10 protein-coding genes are annotated in these 17,027 nt (G+C 40.0%); 6 read left to right on the forward strand and 4 right to left on the reverse strand.

Annotated elements, in window-relative coordinates:
- The first annotated feature begins 132 nt into the window (after positions 1–132).
- The 6 genes from FJR04_RS23440 (at position 133) to FJR04_RS23465 (ending at position 6,776) form a co-directional block, all read left to right on the forward strand.
- Positions 133–1,320, forward strand: coding sequence for an ATP-binding protein (locus tag FJR04_RS23440; protein ID WP_168499372.1), 1,188 nt, complete (start codon positions 133–135; stop codon positions 1,318–1,320).
- Positions 1,321–2,723: 1,403 nt separating this feature from the next.
- Entirely contained in the window at positions 2,724–3,833 is a 1,110-nt protein-coding gene (locus FJR04_RS23445) for a sodium-dependent bicarbonate transport family permease (protein WP_168499374.1), read from the forward strand.
- Between the two features lie 191 nt (positions 3,834–4,024).
- Positions 4,025–4,357 (forward strand): P-II family nitrogen regulator, encoded by a 333-nt coding sequence (locus FJR04_RS23450; protein WP_168499376.1) that lies wholly within the window; start codon positions 4,025–4,027, stop codon positions 4,355–4,357.
- 289 nt (positions 4,358–4,646) lie between these two features.
- Complete coding sequence (locus tag FJR04_RS23455) at positions 4,647–5,522, forward strand: lipid kinase (RefSeq protein WP_168499378.1); 876 nt, start codon at positions 4,647–4,649, stop codon at positions 5,520–5,522.
- A gap of 39 nt (positions 5,523–5,561) precedes the next feature.
- On the forward strand, positions 5,562–6,167 hold the full coding sequence (locus FJR04_RS23460) for an exopolysaccharide biosynthesis protein (RefSeq protein WP_168499380.1): 606 nt from the start codon (positions 5,562–5,564) through the stop codon (positions 6,165–6,167).
- A gap of 210 nt (positions 6,168–6,377) precedes the next feature.
- Positions 6,378–6,776, forward strand: a complete 399-nt coding sequence (locus FJR04_RS23465) for a nuclear transport factor 2 family protein (RefSeq protein WP_168499382.1) — start codon at positions 6,378–6,380, stop codon at positions 6,774–6,776.
- On the opposite strand, the gene FJR04_RS23470 is transcribed toward FJR04_RS23465, so the two are convergent.
- From FJR04_RS23470 to cbiE, 4 genes are all read right to left on the reverse strand, one after another.
- Positions 6,777–8,051, reverse strand: a complete 1,275-nt coding sequence (locus FJR04_RS23470; RefSeq protein WP_168499391.1) for a diguanylate cyclase — start codon at positions 8,049–8,051, stop codon at positions 6,777–6,779.
- A 39-nt stretch (positions 8,052–8,090) separates the two neighbouring features.
- Positions 8,091–13,421, reverse strand: a complete 5,331-nt coding sequence (locus FJR04_RS23475) for a chemotaxis protein CheB (RefSeq protein WP_168499399.1) — start codon at positions 13,419–13,421, stop codon at positions 8,091–8,093.
- Positions 13,422–13,658: 237 nt separating this feature from the next.
- The gene (locus FJR04_RS23480; RefSeq protein WP_168499401.1) at positions 13,659–15,005 is read right to left on the reverse strand and encodes a DEAD/DEAH box helicase; all 1,347 of its coding nucleotides are present in this window, start codon (positions 15,003–15,005) and stop codon (positions 13,659–13,661) included.
- 411 nt (positions 15,006–15,416) lie between these two features.
- On the reverse strand, positions 15,417–16,625 hold the full coding sequence (gene cbiE / locus FJR04_RS23485; protein WP_168499403.1) for a precorrin-6y C5,15-methyltransferase (decarboxylating) subunit CbiE: 1,209 nt from the start codon (positions 16,623–16,625) through the stop codon (positions 15,417–15,419).
- Positions 16,626–17,027 lie beyond the last annotated feature (402 nt).

Below are 17,027 nucleotides of genomic sequence, written 5' to 3' on the forward strand. Positions count from 1 at the left end.
AAATAGCTACTTTTATTGGTGACGCTGACTTTCATTCCTGTGCAGTTACACCAGATGGGTTAACAATTGTTGCGGGTGATGCTGCGGGAATGGTGCATTTTTTAAAGTTGGAAAATGCGGGAGAATGAAATAATGAACTCCACACCCAGACCACCAACTATGAATAATGCCATAGTTAATCACCAAGAATTTGCAGCAATAATTCACCAAAAAAGCGCGAATTTTCTGGGTCGTGATTTCGTGTTTACTGCTATTAATAATTTTCTCAATCGCTACAACCGGGGTTATTTCACTATTATCGGTCTACCCGGTAGCGGTAAAAGTGCAATTATTGCTCAATATATTAATCAAAACAATCCCCCAGAAAATCGCCAGGTAATTTATTACAACGCAGAACTAGAGGGGAAAAATCACGCTGAAGAATTTCTGAAATATATATGTTCTCAAATTATCGCCACATTTGATCAAATATCTCTGCCAAATTTACCCGATAACGCTACAGAAGGGAGTTGGTTTTTATCTTTACTTCTCCAACAAATCAGCGACAATTTACAACCAAATCAAAAATTAATTATTGCTATTGATAGTTTAAATTGCATCAATTCCCACTTACAACCACCAGGAACAAATATTTTTTATCTTCCCCGCTACATTCCCCAAGGGGTTTATTTTCTCCTTTCCCGTCGTCCGTTTTTATCAGATAATTCTGGTTTATTAATAGAAGCACCGGTGGAAAGTTTGCATTTAGAAGATTATCCACAGGAAAATAAACAAGATATTCAAGCTTATATTCAGAGTTATATTAATTTATCACCAGAATGTAGAGACGTTCCATGGAACGTCTCTACACCAAACAACGTCTCTATACCAAATGCAAACAACCCCTCCACACTAAAATCCTGGTTAAATACCCACCAAATAAATGAAGCAGAATTTATTACCAATTTAACCAACTGCAGCGAAAATAATTTTATGTATGTTAGCCAAATCTTAACTGCTATTACTAATAATTTTTATCCCCAACCTTCCCAATTAGAAACATCATTTCCACCACAATTAGAAACCTATTACCAACAACATTTAGAAAAAATGCTGGGTTCTCAACATCAAGATTTTCCCCTAGCAGTGTTGAAAGTTTTAGCCCAGACAACACAACCTATATCAGCTACAGATATTGCCAATTTGCTAAATACTGATGAATATGATGTAGAAGAATTATTAGAAAATTGGATAGAATTTTTAACCCAAGAAAATAGATCAGACAATATTTACTACAGTTTCTATCATTTTAGTTTCCGTGATTTCCTTAACAAAATATAGAACTTAAAGCCATCCCATAGAGAGATGATCTATACCAGCATTTGAAATAAATTATAACCGTATCCACTTAAATGACATACATTCTAAGCCCCCTCCTCGCAAGCGAGGAGGGGGTTGGGGGTGGGGTTATTGTATTTCATAGGAATGTCAACAAGATAGTAATAAACCACCATTTGACGCTTCAATGCTAGTTCACTTTAGAGAAAGAATAGACATAAATCCCACATTCCGCAGATGTGACTCAGATTCTTCCTGACTCCTGCTGTAAATATTTAATCTATGATTAATATCATTAATTATCTATAATATTTTCCACCTATTCCTTTTCAACTTATAGTAACCATAGATGTGAATATCTATATTAGATACTTATTATAGGTTTAAGGAAAATAAATAAATTTTTACTTATATGTCTAATATATTATTTGTTTACGAATATTATCAAATCCGTAACTATGCGTTAGACTTTCTGCTTAACCGTTTTGCTCATGATGATGTTGGTTAAGATAAAAAAGAAGCGAATTAAATTTCGCTTCTTGTCTATTTTCTCAAGAATCAATAATAGTGTTCATAGAAAAAAATTATACATTGACTAATACCGCCATTTTTGGTCTGTCATATAAGCTATTGCTTATATGAGGTATATAATATTTATTTAATAAATATACATTTGGGTTAATTTTTTTTGATATAAAGGCTGTATGCTATTTTTAATCAAACAGTTGATCCCCGGTTTCAACTGCAAAAATAAAACTGGGTAGATAGTTCTGCATGATTGTGTTTCAGGGTAACTAGGGTTTCTCCTTAAACAGCACCTTAACTCACAATTTATGTAAATTGTCAAACATAATAACAAATCAGCAAAATGTTTTATGCTTGTTGTTTTTTGTACTTAGAAAACAGTTAAACACTACTTTAGGAGCATTTACAGATGTACTTTGACAAATAAATTTTCATAAAACTTAAATGTTGAAATCAGATATTTAGATCAACATTAGTATATCTTCTACCGCAATATAAAACTGCAAAGGCTGTTAATAAACACTCTTTACTTTTTGTTTTGACAGCCCAGGTTCTGGAAATTCCATCAACAGAAATTAGCCAACATTAATATTTTTAACTAATAATAAACTGGGTAACTAAAATTTTAATAGTTACCAAAGTTTATTATTACCAAATAATCATAGTTGCGTTATTAGCAACCAAGTTTTTGGCAGTTGAAAATAAGTTTTGTAGTGTGGCTAAATGCTTGTAATTTCAATCGGCGGTAAGAATTCTTTTTTCAACCCACATCATTCAAAACGGTTGCTGTAGGGGTGAAGAGCCTCTTCTTTAGTTCTTTAAAATTCATTTAGTTCATTCATGGCAATACTCCTCATCAGAGGAGACACAAGGAGGTATTCGTGGATTTTTTGTCCGTTTTCTTGCAGGACTTCGTTAAGCAATTGCAGTCCCCAACACTCGGCTTTTTGATTGGTGGGATGATCATTGCTGCCCTTGGTAGCGAATTGGTAATTCCAGAGTCAATTTGTACGATCATTGTCTTCATGCTGCTCACCAAAATCGGTCTGACCGGTGGAATTGCGATCCGCAATTCTAATCTGATGGATATGGTGTTACCCGCATTGTTTTCTGTTGTAATAGGGATTCTGGTTGTATTCATCGCCCGCTATACATTGGCCAAGCTGCCGAAGGTCAGAACCGTAGATGCGATCGCGACAGGGGGATTATTTGGTGCAGTGAGTGGCTCTACTATGGCTGCCGCCCTGACACTACTGGAAGAACAAAAAATCTTTTATGAAGCATGGACTGGCGCACTTTATCCCTTCATGGATATTCCCGCCCTCGTAACTGCAATTGTTGTGGCGAATATTTACCTTAACAAGAAGAAGCGTAAAGAAGCAGCCGATTCTGCCATGCAGGAGTCTTTGAGCAAGCAGCCCGTTGCGGCAGGCGATTATCCCAGCACCCGACAAGAGTATCTCAGCCAGCAGAAAGGGGATGCGGATAATCGTGTCAAAATATGGCCAATTATCGAGGAAAGCCTCCGGGGTCCTGCCTTATCGGCAATGTTGTTAGGCCTCGCTCTTGGACTGTTCACCCAGCCGGAAAGTGTCTATAAAAGCTTCTATGATCCCGCATTTCGCGGCTTGCTTTCGATCTTGATGCTGGTCATGGGTATGGAAGCTTGGTCAAGAATTGGCGAACTGCGTAAGGTAGCCCAATGGTACGTCGTATATAGTGTAATAGCACCGATTCTGCATGGGTTGATTGCTTTCGGTCTAGGCATGATTGCCCACTATGCTACGGGATTTAGTATGGGCGGTGTCGTAGTCATGGCTGTTATCGCTTCCTCTAGTTCAGATATCTCAGGTCCTCCCACGTTGCGAGCCGGTATCCCGTCGGCTAATCCATCCGCCTATATAGGCGCGTCCACAGCCGTTGGTACGCCAATTGCGATCGGCGTGTGTATACCATTATTTATCGGGCTTGCCCAAGCGATAGGTGGCTAATCCCAGACTGGTCGCGGTCTGTTGGCGCTCTCTTGACCCGGCAGATTAAGTACCTGAGCGGAAAAAACCAAAATGTGTGAAGAAAAGTAAAATCACCCAAAACTCTCTTCCTGTTCCCTTGCCCCAATGACAATTTTTAACGCCCACCTACTTAAGTAGATTAATTTACATAATTTAAGGAGTTAACCAATATGTCCAAGCCTGCCAACAAGCTCGTCATCGTCACGGAAAAGGTTCTGATGAAAAAGGTCGCCAAGATCATTGATGAATGCGGGGCGACCGGTTATACGGTGGTGGATACTGGCGGTAAAGGCAGTCGTAACGTGCGCTCTACGGGTAAACCCAGCACTGCCGACACCGACTCGAATGTAAAGTTCGAGGTACTCACCGAAAATCGGGAGATGGCCGAGAATATTGCGGATCAGGTCGCAATCAAGTTTTTCACCGATTATGCGGGTATTATCTATATCTGTGAAGCAGAGGTACTATACGGAAGAACTTTCTGCGGTCCAGACGGCTGTTGAATCGAAACGACACAACCGTAAAACGCCGGGGCATGACCCCGGCTGTTTGGTAACGGTATCTGGTATCACTCGCACTTTGATAATGTTTTTAGCTTAACCGACAAGTATTGTGTTGCATTGGCTTTATTAGCTAAAATTGGCAAGAGAATGGCGATCAGTATTAATGTAGAAATTATTAACTCTACGAGACAGGCCAAGTTTGACAAGCTTTCCTGATTTCTTCGACTTGTAGAGTTTTACCGCCAACATTTTTATAATTATTCAATATCAATTACAAAAGGTATGCACAATGAGTCTCCGCGCCCTGCTGTTAGTTAATCGTCATTCTCGCCAAGGAGAAGCAAGCCTCTTACAAGCTATTAATTGCCTGGAAACACTAGGTTTTACTCTAATTCAAGAGTCTACAAAAGATCCTACCCAACTAGGTGATGTGATTCGTCGCTACCAGCGGGAAATAGATTTGGTAATTGTGGGTGGTGGTGATGGTACTCTTAATGCCGCAGTCGAGGCGATAGTTGATACTCAGTTACCTTTGGGTATTTTACCATTGGGAACTGCTAACGACTTAGCGAGAACTTTGAATATTCCTAATTCTTTACCGGAAGCTTGTCAAATTATTGCTGGTGGCAAGTTGCGACGGATTGATTTAGGTGTGGTGAATGGAAAGTATTTTTTTAATGTTGCTAGTCTGGGTTTGAGTGTCAATATTACTCAGGGATTAACTCAAGAAGTTAAACGTCGTTGGGGGATATTTGCTTACGCTGCTACTGCATTACAAGTCATTTGGAAATCCCGTCCTTTTAGTGCAGAAATTCGGATTAATGACCAATCAGTTTTAGTGAAAACGGTACAAATTGCTGTCGGTAATGGTCGCTACTATGGTGGAGGAATGGCTGTAGTGCATGATGCGGCCATAGATGACCAAAGATTGGATCTTTATAGTTTAGAAATGGATCATTGGTGGCAAATTATCCCCTTGCTTCCAGCTATGCGTCAAGGCCGACATATTGATTGGCCGAATGTCCGCGCTCTTCAAGGTCAGGAAATTATAGTTACTACCAGAAGACCCCATTCTATTAATACAGATGGAGAAATTACGACTCATACCCCGGCTGTGTTTCGGGTTATTCCTCAAGCGATCGCGGTTTTTGTGCCAGAATTATAATTTCGGTAGTATGATCAATTTTTTTGAGCTAACACCAAAATGAGTTTAAGGTTTTCTCAACAAATTAAATCCCTACTGGAACGTTTAACTGAACAGCCGTTAACTTTAGGTGATATTCTCGCGGAAACTTCTGAACAGGGTTTTAGTTTGGTAATTACATTATTGGTATTACCCTTTTTATTTCCTATGCCACCTGGTTTAAGTAGTCCTCTAGGCGGTGTTTGTTTATTTTTATCAGTACAGATGCTTTTAGGGAGGCGATCGCCTTGGCTACCCAGAAAAATCGCTCAATATCAATTTCCTCATGCTTTTGCCCAAATCATCTTACAAAATCTGCGTCGAGTCACTAGAGTTTTGGAGAAAATTACCCGTCCTCGATTGCAAAAAATCGCCAATCATCCTTGGACTTGGCAATTTAACGGGCTGTGTATCTCTTGGTTAACATTATTATTGATTTCCCCTATTCCCTTTACCAACCCCATCCCTACCGTAGGTATTTTACTTTTGGCAGTTGCTACGATTGAATCTGATGGTTTACTCATGTGCATTAGCTATGTTGTCACTTTCTTAATTACTTTATTGTTTGGCTTTATTGGTTATGGGTTATGGTTAGCCCCCAATTTATTACCCTCTATTTTTAAGTGAAGAAGGTGACAGGTGACAGGTGACAGGTGACAGAGAGGAGAAAAATGTTCTTCTTTGTGATAGTGCAGCGTGGTGTAAGGCATACTCCTGACTCTTAGCCGTAACGAAAAGACTTTTAGGACTTACGCAATAACTCTCTGAAACTCTTATTTCGACCTGTCCTCTGCGGTATGGCTAACGCCACGCTTACGCTATCAACAAACCCTAATTATGACAACACAATCAGAAAACACTTTAAAGATTGCTCAACAGGCATTTGCATATTTTATACAAGGTTTAGAAACTGGTAATTGGCAAGCATTTTTAGATATGCTGACAGACGATTTTAGCTTTTGGTTTCCAACGGGTAAATTCCACGGTTTAAATGAGGGTAAAGAACGGGCTAAAGAGTTTTTTGAATATGTTTCTGAGGCTTTTAAATCAGGAATAAAGCTCACTTCTTTAGACAGTATTACTAGCAATGAGAAAACCGTAATTTTTGAATTTCGAGATGAAGGCAACTTATTTGGAAACCCTTATAAAAATCGGGTTGCAGTTGCCTTTGATATTCGAGGTAATCAAATTTGTGCCTATCGAGAATACTTTGGTAGCGATGGTAAATCTTATTAGTTAATCAGAAATTGCTATGACGCGATCGCGTCCAGATTCTTTTGCTTTATAAAGAGCATTGTCTACCCGCTTTAACATGGTGGTATCATTGATATCATGATCTTGATAAGTTGTAACTCCAATACTGACAGTAATTCTGGCTGTTTGATCGATCATCTCTATATCCAAATTGCGAATTTGATGACAGAGACGTTCTGCTATTTCTATTGCTTCTTGTAACTTTGTGGCTGGTAAAATAACCAGAAATTCTTCCCCACCCAAACGCCCAACTGTATCAGCATTTCGCAAATAATTAATCAGAAATTGAGAAATTTCTTGTAATACTTGATCTCCTATGGGGTGTCCATAGGTATCATTTATGGATTTAAAGTGATCAATATCAATTAATAAAAGTGAAAAATTCTGATGATAACGTTGAGTTCGTTGCAATTCTTTTTTCAAAATTGCCAAAATATTACGCCGATTAGCAATTCCCGTTAATACGTCAGTGTTTGCTATTTTTTTAAGTTTTTGACTTAATACTTTCTGTTTGTTTAAAGCAATTCGCAATTTTTTCTCAATTTGATTGCGTTCACTCACATCTCGCATAGCGACAATGGAAACTTTTTGTTCTAACCATTCAGCATCAGCAACGGTAATTTCTGCCCGGCCAAGAATCCCATTGGAGCGAAGAATATCAATTTCTGCAACTTTTTCCACAACAATAGGAAGTCCTAATTCATGATCAATTAAATCAGATAATTGTTTGTCAAACATTTGCGCCGCCGCAGGATTAGCAAATTTTACAACTCCTGATTCATTAATAATTAAAATCCCATCTTTGATGTAAGTAACAATGGTATTGAGTTTATTTTCACTCTGTTGTAACTGTCTAGTTTGCAGTTTTAGTTGAATATGTGTCTGCACACGAGCTAACAATTCTGTCGCTCTAAAAGGCTTGGTTACATAGTCAGCCGCCCCTTTTTCAAATGCTTCTATTAAGTGTTCTTCTTCATGACTAGCAGTAAGAAAAAGAATGGGGATATGGTAATAGGCTGGATTTTTCTTAATTTGCTCGCAAACTTCTAAGCCACTCATATCGGGCATTAATAAATCCAATAATATTAAGTCTGGTTGTATTGCTTGAAGACGTTGCAGGGCTTCTTTGCCACTCATCGCATAGGTAATAGAATAACCTTGTGTTTCTAGGGTTCTTCCTAAAACTTGGATATTTTGAATGAGGTCATCAACTATTAATATAGTGCAATCTCTTGGATTAAAAGTAACTTTTTCCATTATTTATATCAGAGTATTTATAGCATTTATGATAAGGCTTTAAGATAGAAATTTTTGTAACTGCTTAATAATTTGTGGAAAATTAGCGACAGTATCCGCAAGATAGGCAAAATCAAAGGTATCAATTTGGTTTTTGAGCGTAGCAGCGTATTCTGCCAAATAGGGGCATTCATACTGTTGTGCTAAACTCTGTAATTTGAGAGCAAAAGCTCGTAGTTGGTTGATTAACAAAGTTTGGTGCAAGGTTTTCCAAACAGTCGCTTCTTCCTGTTGGAGTAATTTTATCAGTTCTGGTAACTTTTCTAATGCTTGCGGCGACATTACTGTTACAGATTTTTCTGGCGGGGAAGTAGGTTCTGAATGTATTAATATTTGGGAGGGAAATAAACGTTGCAACTCACTGAGTAAATGCTGACGACTAACTGGTTTGCGTAAAAAGCCCTGGGCGAGGGTGTGTAATTCCTCAAAGTCTTGTTCTTGGATAGAAGCTGTCACCATAATCACGCAAATATCATCTGTGGAGGGATTTTGTTTCAGTGCTTGTAAAACGGATTGTCCATCCATTTTGGGCATAACCAAATCTAGTAATATGAGGTCAGGATGATGTTTAATGGCTAATTCTAGAGCGGTTACACCATTGTCTGCCATGATGATTTGGTGGGGAGTGGAATTGAAATAGGCGTAGAGTAAATCTCGGTTAGACTGTACATCATCAACGATGAGAATTTTTAGGGATGAAAATTGGCTTAAATCATGGTTATGTGGAGTTGATGCTGGTGAAATTGCTGTATTTTGAGTAATTGTAATTTCGGGAAATATTAAGGTGAAGATGCTACCATTTTCTAATTCGCTGATCACTTCAACTGTACCACCCATCATTTGTGTCAATCTGCGGCTAATGGTTAATCCTAGCCCTGTACCGCCATATTTGCGATTACTTTGTCCTTGACTTTGGCGAAAAGCATCAAAAATTAAGGTTTGATCTCGTGGAGAGATGCCAATACCAGTATCAGAAATAGCAATTTCTATATGTGCCTGATTTTCAATACTGGGGTTGATATGACTATTAACGCCAATAATTATACCACCTTTTTCAGTAAATTTAATGGCGTTACCGACTATATTTACGAAAATTTGCCGCAGACGTACTTCGTCAATATATATTTCAGCGGGGATTTTGTCATCAATTTGCAGATTTAAATATAGTCCTTTTTCTCTGGCTCTTTGCAGAAACATTTGTTGAATGTCTTGTAGGAGTAAGGGAAAATTGACAGATTCATAGTTGAGTTTGAGTTTGCCGGCTTCGACTTTGGATAAATCCAGGATGTCGTTAATTAAAGTTAGTAGGGTGCGGCCATTGGTTTGAATGGCTTGGAGATAACTTTGGGCTAAATCGTCACTGACGAGATTTTGTAATAGTTCGGAAAATCCCAAAATAGCATTCATGGGTGTGCGAATTTCATGGCTCATGTTGGCAAGAAATTCACTCTTGGTGCGGCTTGCGGCTTGGGCTTTTTCGGTGGCTGCTTCTAGGGCTAAATTTTGTTCAGCTAGTTCTATTTGTCGCTGTTCGGCTTGTTGTAGAAGTTTAGCATGAGCGATCGCAATCCCAACTTGAGCAGCGACAGCTTCTAACAGGCCAATATCTTCGGTAATCCAGTGACGTTGATAATTGCATTGATGTAAACAAATCAATCCATTGGCTTTTCCTTGGTAGGATGTGCGAATTGCTAATATTGATTTGAGGCCAATTTGTTGACAAATTTCTGTGGCTGATAATACTAATGGATCAGTAAATACATCATCAATAGCGATCGCTGTATCCTGCTCAAGGAGTTGATTAATTTGGGAATTGCCAGCAATTGGTCCCAATAATCCTTTGATAGATGATACTTCCCCACTTAAGTATTCTGCTACTACTGGTAAATGTTCCGTTGGCTCAATTTCGTAGGTATGAAGGAGGCAACGATCTACACCAAAAGCTTCACCAATACGGTTAGCGGAAGTTTCAAAGATTTTTTGTGGTTCGAGACTTTGGCGGATTTCGTCGGTGATTTGTTTTAATAGGCGTTCTCTTTGCACCTGTTGTTCGAGAATCTTTTCGGCGGCTTTGCGATCGCTAATATCCACTAAATAACCCACACATTCTAAAGGATTATCTTCTTGATCTCTCATTAACCGCAACTGAGCAAAAAACCACCGATAACTGTCATCAGCACAGCGCAACCGATATTCTAAAGAATAGGTATTATCAGATTCTAACAGACTTAATCCTGTTAACACGCGATCGCGATCTTCGGGATGAATGTAGTCATACCAAAAACCTGATTCCTCTAAGAACACTTGGGGAGGATAACCCAAAATAAACTGCACATTTTGACTAATAAAGGTAGCCCGATAATCCCCTGTCGGTTGACAACTAAATAAAATGGTTTGACTGGAATTCATCAAAGCCCGTAATCGTTCTTCACTTTGACGCAAAGCCATTTGCGCTTGTTTGAGTTCGGTAATTTCGACAATTACACCACTGACAGCCTTCCCTCCATCAGGTTGATTAATAGGATAATAACTAGCAATCCAATCTCTTTGCACATTTGGTTGCGCTGGTGTAAACCCAGAAATTTCCATATTGCGAATTGATTTTCCTGTGGTCAATACCTGTTGTAAAATTGGTTCAACCCGATCAGCTAAATCTGGTAATATTTCCCGTAGTTGTTTACCGATATGTGCATTCGTTGGTAAACCATTGATTTCCGCCATGGCTTCATTAATTCGTACAAAGCGTAAATCTTGATCATGGAGTACCAAGCCGACTGGATTGGTATTGTAGAGTTTTTCTAATTCTGCGGTGCGGCGTTGTAGTGCTTCTTGGACTTGTTTAATTTCATCAATATTCACAAAGGTAATGACTACACCATCTGTTTGTCCATCATCTCTGAGATATGGATATAACCGCATCAGCAAATGATGTTCAGTATTATTTAACTTTACCTCTTGCTCAATAGGACGTTCTGTATCTACTACCCGCTTCAATAATTCCAGCAGATTTGGGCAATTCATGTTATGGGTGATATGCTGAATCGGGCGTTCTACATCAGTTTCTAAGAGGTTAATAGCGGGTGTGGCTGCGGGGGTAAACTTACGAATTCGCAATTCTCGATCTAGGAAAATTACGCCAATTTCACTACTTCGCAGCAAATTATCCACGTCGTTAGATAATTCTACTAATTGACGAATTTTCGTTTGATATTCTGTATTAACAGTATATAGTTCTTCGTTAACAGAATGAAGTTCTTCGTTGGTACTTTGTAATTCTTCATTAGAAGCAAGCAACTCTTCATTAGTCGCTTGCTGTTCTTCATTGGTGGTTTCTAACTCCTCAATTGTCGCTTGGAGGTTTTCTCTAGTTTGCTGTAATTCGTATTCTAAATCCAGAATGCGTTGTGTTGCTTCTGCATCTTGTTGAAAGGCTTCGGGACGATTTGGGGAGGAAATACGTTCTTCATTTTCAATGATTAACATGAAGAAATCCGTCATGCGGGTATCTCCCGTATGATAGGTAACTTCTAAATTCACACTGCGAATGCGATCGCCCTGATTTAAGTGGATGTTACCATAGAGAACAGGTTTCCGTTCCCGCTTGGCACGATGTAGAGCGGTGTTAATCGGCAATTTTAGGGTATTTGGGACTAAATCGGCGATCGCCCTGGTCATTTGTCCTTCTGGAACTTGCATAATTCCTACTACATCAGTAACAACATGGAATAGTTCCAAATCATCATTGACTAATAGACAGGTACATTGTCTGCGCCGCACAAAAGCAGTAAAAGCTGCCGTTAAAGCTGGATCGAACTGAACTGTACCTCTCCTAGCTTGACTAGGGCGAGAAACAACCGGAGTTATATATTCTAAATTTTGACTGAGAATGGGTAAGCGAACATTGCGCCGTTTTTGATAAATTTTGAATTTCTCATACAGAGGACTAAATTCTTCAATTAATTCTCCTGGTGTTTCCGCCGCACCTAAAAACAAAATCCCTTTGTGCATTAGTGAAAAATGCAACATCCTCATGACGTGTTGTTGCAAAATCGGCTGCATATAAATTAGGACATTACGGCAGCTAATCAGGTGCATTCGCGTAAATCCCGCATTTTTCGCCAAGTTGTGAGGAGCAAAAATAATCATTTCCCGCAACGCCCGTGATACATGGAAATTACGGTTACGGAAAGTAAAATATTTTTCTAACCGTTGACGAGAAACATCAATACTGATACTTTCCGGATATATGCCTTCTGCGGCTTTACTTAATGCGGCTGCGTCAATATCTGTAGCGAAAATCTTGACACTTAGTTGTTTACCCAAACGGTTGATAACTTCATCAATCAAAATCGCCATTGAGTAGGCTTCTTCACCTGTCGCACAAGCCGTCACCCACACCCTTAACTGTTGACCATTTTCCAAAGGGCTAATCAGTTCTGGGAATACTTCGGTATCCAGATATTCCCAGGCTACAGAATCCCGGAAAAACCTAGTCACCCCAATCATTAAATCATCTCGCAGTAGCGCCCGTTCTTCGCTGGAAGTGGTTAAATACTTGACATAATCATCTAAGAGATTATGCCCACTTAGAGAACAACGGCGATAGATGCGGCGGCTGAGAGTGCTAGGTTTATAATAGGAAAAATCGAGCTTTTCGTATTGGTTGAGAATTTGGATAATCGCCCGGAGCTTTTCTGATTCTAATTCTGGAAGTAGAGATTCACCTGGAGTTGCGCCTTGACGCTGCATTTGGATGATTTCATAAATCGTCCGCGCCATTTCCGCCGGTGGTAACACTTGATCTACAATACCTGTAGCAATCGCACTTTGGGGCATTCCATCAAATTCTGCTGTCCCCGGTGACTGCACAAATGTCAACCCACCGCACTCACTAATGCTCTGTATCCCCCTTGTTCCATCACTTCCTGTTCCTGAAAGAATTACAGCTATTGCTTGATCTCCGCTATCTCTGGAGAGGGAATCGAGAAAAATATCAATAGGGAAATTGGGTTGTTGTCGAGGTGGTTCACTTTGCTGAATTAGCTCTAAAGTGCCATTTTCGACAATTAAATTATTCTGTGGCGTAATTAAATATACTGTATTTGGTTCAATCTGCATTCCGCTTTGTACTCGCTTCACTGTCATGCGAGTGCGGCGTTCTAGCAGTTCTTTCATCAAACTTTTAAAATCTGGAGATAGGTGTTGCACCACAACAAAGGCTGCACCACTGTCTGCGGGCATATTATCAAAAAACTCTTCTAATGCTCGTAGTCCTCCTGCTGAAGCCCCAATACCAACTACAAAGCAATGGGTCTTAGTCTCCTCAGACACTAAAGATCACTCCTAATTTTAGCTACTAATCATTGTATAGCAAAAAGGTGAAAGGGATTTTACAAAAAAAGGGAACAGGGAACAGGGAACAGGGAACAGATAAGAAATTGGCGTTGCTGAATTAGGGTATGAAATTCAAAAATCAATGATTTCAAACTCTTACTCTCTGTAGACTCTGCGCCTCTGCGTGAAACAAAATCATACTCTTAATCAGCAACGCCGGGTTTCAGTTGTTGATTATCTGCGTTTACCAGAACGGCGTGGAGTAGGTGAACTAGCTCCAGACTTTTTATCACCTGCTGCTGTGCGTGAAGAAGGTTGTCTAGGCGACTTTTGGGAAGCAGATTTAGGTGCAGAACGACGAGTTCGTTGTCCACCACCACCACCACCAGAAGGAGCTTTGCGTCCATTGGGAATTGGTTCAGCCTTAATATCGGGGTTGACTCCAAAACCAGCCACCACTTCTTTAGGTAAACGCTGCTCAATTAATTTCTCAATATCCGCTAATAAATGGTGTTCATCCACACATACGAGGGATATCGCTTGACCTTCCGCCCCAGCGCGTCCGGTTCGACCAATGCGATGAACATAATCTTCTGGGACATTGGGTAAATCGTAGTTAATGACGTGGGGTAGTTCGCTGATATCAAGACCACGAGCAGCAATGTCAGTTGCTACCAATACCTGTAGAGTCCCATCTTTGAACTTTCCTAAAGCGTGAGTTCGCGCCCCCTGACTCTTATTTCCGTGAATAGCCAAGGCTTGAATACGGTCTTCACCCAACTGCTTCACCAATCGGTCAGCCCCATACTTGGTGCGGCTAAATACCAATACTTGATACCATTTATTTTCCCGAATTAGATGAGAAAGTAACTGACGCTTCCGTTCTCTGTCTACATGATAAACTTTCTGTATCACCTTCGCCGCAGTCACGTTACGACGTGCAACTTCAATCATTGTTGGGTGATGTAGTAACCCAGCAGCAAGGGTTTTAACCTTTTCGGAGAAAGTTGCAAAAAATAGTAAATTCTGGCGCTGTTTGGGCAAAAGTGAAAGAATGCGGCGGATATCATTAATAAAACCCATATCCAGCATCCGGTCTGCTTCATCCAGTACCAACACTTCTACACGGGATAAATTTACAGTCCCTTGTTGGACATGATCTAGTAATCGTCCAGGGGTACAAACTAAAATATCTACGCGGGTTCTCAATTGTCGTTTTTGGGGTCCAATACTAACTCCCCCAAACATAACCATTGAATTCAGATTTAAGTATTTACCATAATCACGAACGCTTTCTTCTACCTGTGCAGCAAGTTCACGAGTGGGTGTAAGAATTAACGCCCGAATTGGGGGAAATCCCTGAGCATGACTTTGACTGTTCTTATTAGTAGACAAACGTTGTAACAGGGGTAGCGTGAAGCTGGCTGTTTTCCCAGTACCAGTTTGCGCTCCAGCCATAATATCACCCCCAGCCAAAACTACAGGAATAGCCTGTTTTTGGATTGGTGTGGGTTGATTATATCCTCGCTCAGTGACAGCACGGACAATTTCAGGGGACAAGCCGAGATTAGAAAAAGACATAGAACTCCAGAAATAACATCGGCCTGTCGCCAATCACGGCTTCAGTCTTAGGCGGACGAATGGTTTAAAATGCTAAATGGGCAATAGCACCAAGACTAGGCGCAAATCCCACAGTTCCCCATCATAGCAGAGTTATTTGGAAATCTGAAACTATGTCTAAGTAGGTTGGCGTTAAAAATTTTCGTTATGACAAGGGAATAGGAAGAAAGTTTTGGGCGATTATAAATCGCGGCTACACAGACAAAACCCACCTTCGTGGGTTCAAAAACTTTTCAAACCTTCTCTTAGCAACTTACTTACGTTACAGCACTTCCCTCTGTTATGAGGTACAGTTTTTTATTGTCAAACCCGTAGGGGCGGGGTTTCCCCGCCTTCCATTGTATTTCATTAGAGCGGGAAGTGCTGTAATAGCTAATTTTTAATTCCTACCCATTGAGTCACAGGTGACATACTCTTCCAACCCAAAAATTTACCAATAGGTTCGGCGCGTTGAATAGCAATGCGAGTGAAATTTCCGCCTACTTTTTCATACCATTGATATAACCTTTGTTCACCTTCTAACGTCACCACATTAACTACCATTCTTCCCCCAGAAAGTAACGCATTCCAACACATTTCTAATATTTCTGGTTCTGTGACACCACCACCAATAAAAATTGCGTTAGGTGTGGGTAAGTTCTCGATAAATTCTGTACTTTTACCCGCAATAATTTGTAAATTGGGTGTACCCAAAGCAGCCGCATTATCAGCTATATAATTTAGTCTAGTAGAATTTTGTTCAATAGCGATCGCTCGACATCTCACATGACTCCGCAGCCATTCTATGGAAATAGAACCACAACCAGCCCCCACATCCCAAAGTAATTGCCCTGGCAAAGGTGCTAAACTTGATAAAGTTACCGCCCGTACTTCCCGCTTCGTTAATTGTCCATCATGATGAAAGGCATTATCAGGTAAACCGGGAAATCTGGATAAAGGAACTATTCCCATATCTCCAATACATTCCACCGCAATAGTATTTAAAGCGGCGATATTTGGTTTTGTCCAGTTATTAGCAATATCTGTGAAAATGCTTTCTTCAACATTCCCCATTCTTTCTAAAACGGTGATTTTACTATTACCATAACCACGCTTTCTCAAAATTTCCGCCACAATCAACGGCGTATTTTTTCCCTCACTCAAAATTAATAATTTTGCACCGGGATAAATATAAGATTGGAGTAAATCAGCAGGACGGCCACATAAACTTAAAGATTCCACCTCCGTCAAAGGCCAGCCTAATCGAGAACAAGCTAGACTAAAAGCCGAAAGTGTAGGAATAATAGTAACTTCAGAAATAGGAATATGTTGAAGAATAGTTGCACCCACACCGTAACATAAAGGGTCGCCACTAGCTAACACACAAATCGCTTCACCCCGACGACTGATAATTTCTGTAATAGAAGCATGAAAAGGAGACTTCCAGGTAATTTTTTCGCGGTTATCGTCAGGAGACAACATAGAAAGATGACGTTCCCCACCGACAATAATTGTAGCTTGCTCAAGAACAGAAAGAGCGATCGCACTCAATCCTCCTAAACCATCTTCCCCAATACCCACAATAGAAAGCCATTTTTGCATAATCGAATCAGAATTTCAGTAGAAAAGTTTCCGGCGATTAGAAATCGCTACTACACAAACGAAGTCCACACTATGGCTAACGCCACGCTACGCTATCGACAGGCTCAGTGACCACCTGCGTGGACTAATATAAAATCAAGATTTTTAACCCACGAAGGTGGGTTTTGTCCGTGTAGCCGCGATTTCTAATCGCCAAGGCAGTTAATAAATTTTTCCGTCACATACTCTCTGAGAACAGGCCGCAAAGTGTACTTACCTAACTCTTTCTCTATTAAAGAGCATAAATATAGCCTCTCTATTGCTTGTAAAAGTTGGGATTTAGAAACAGTAGGTAATAAATATGTTTTGATTTTGCGCTAAATCAGTCAGGCTTGTTAAATGCTGGTTAGTTGCCAGAGAGTA

The sequence above is a fragment of the Anabaena sp. UHCC 0204 genome (genome assembly GCF_009711975.1).
In the GTDB taxonomy this organism is placed as follows: domain Bacteria; phylum Cyanobacteriota; class Cyanobacteriia; order Cyanobacteriales; family Nostocaceae; genus Dolichospermum.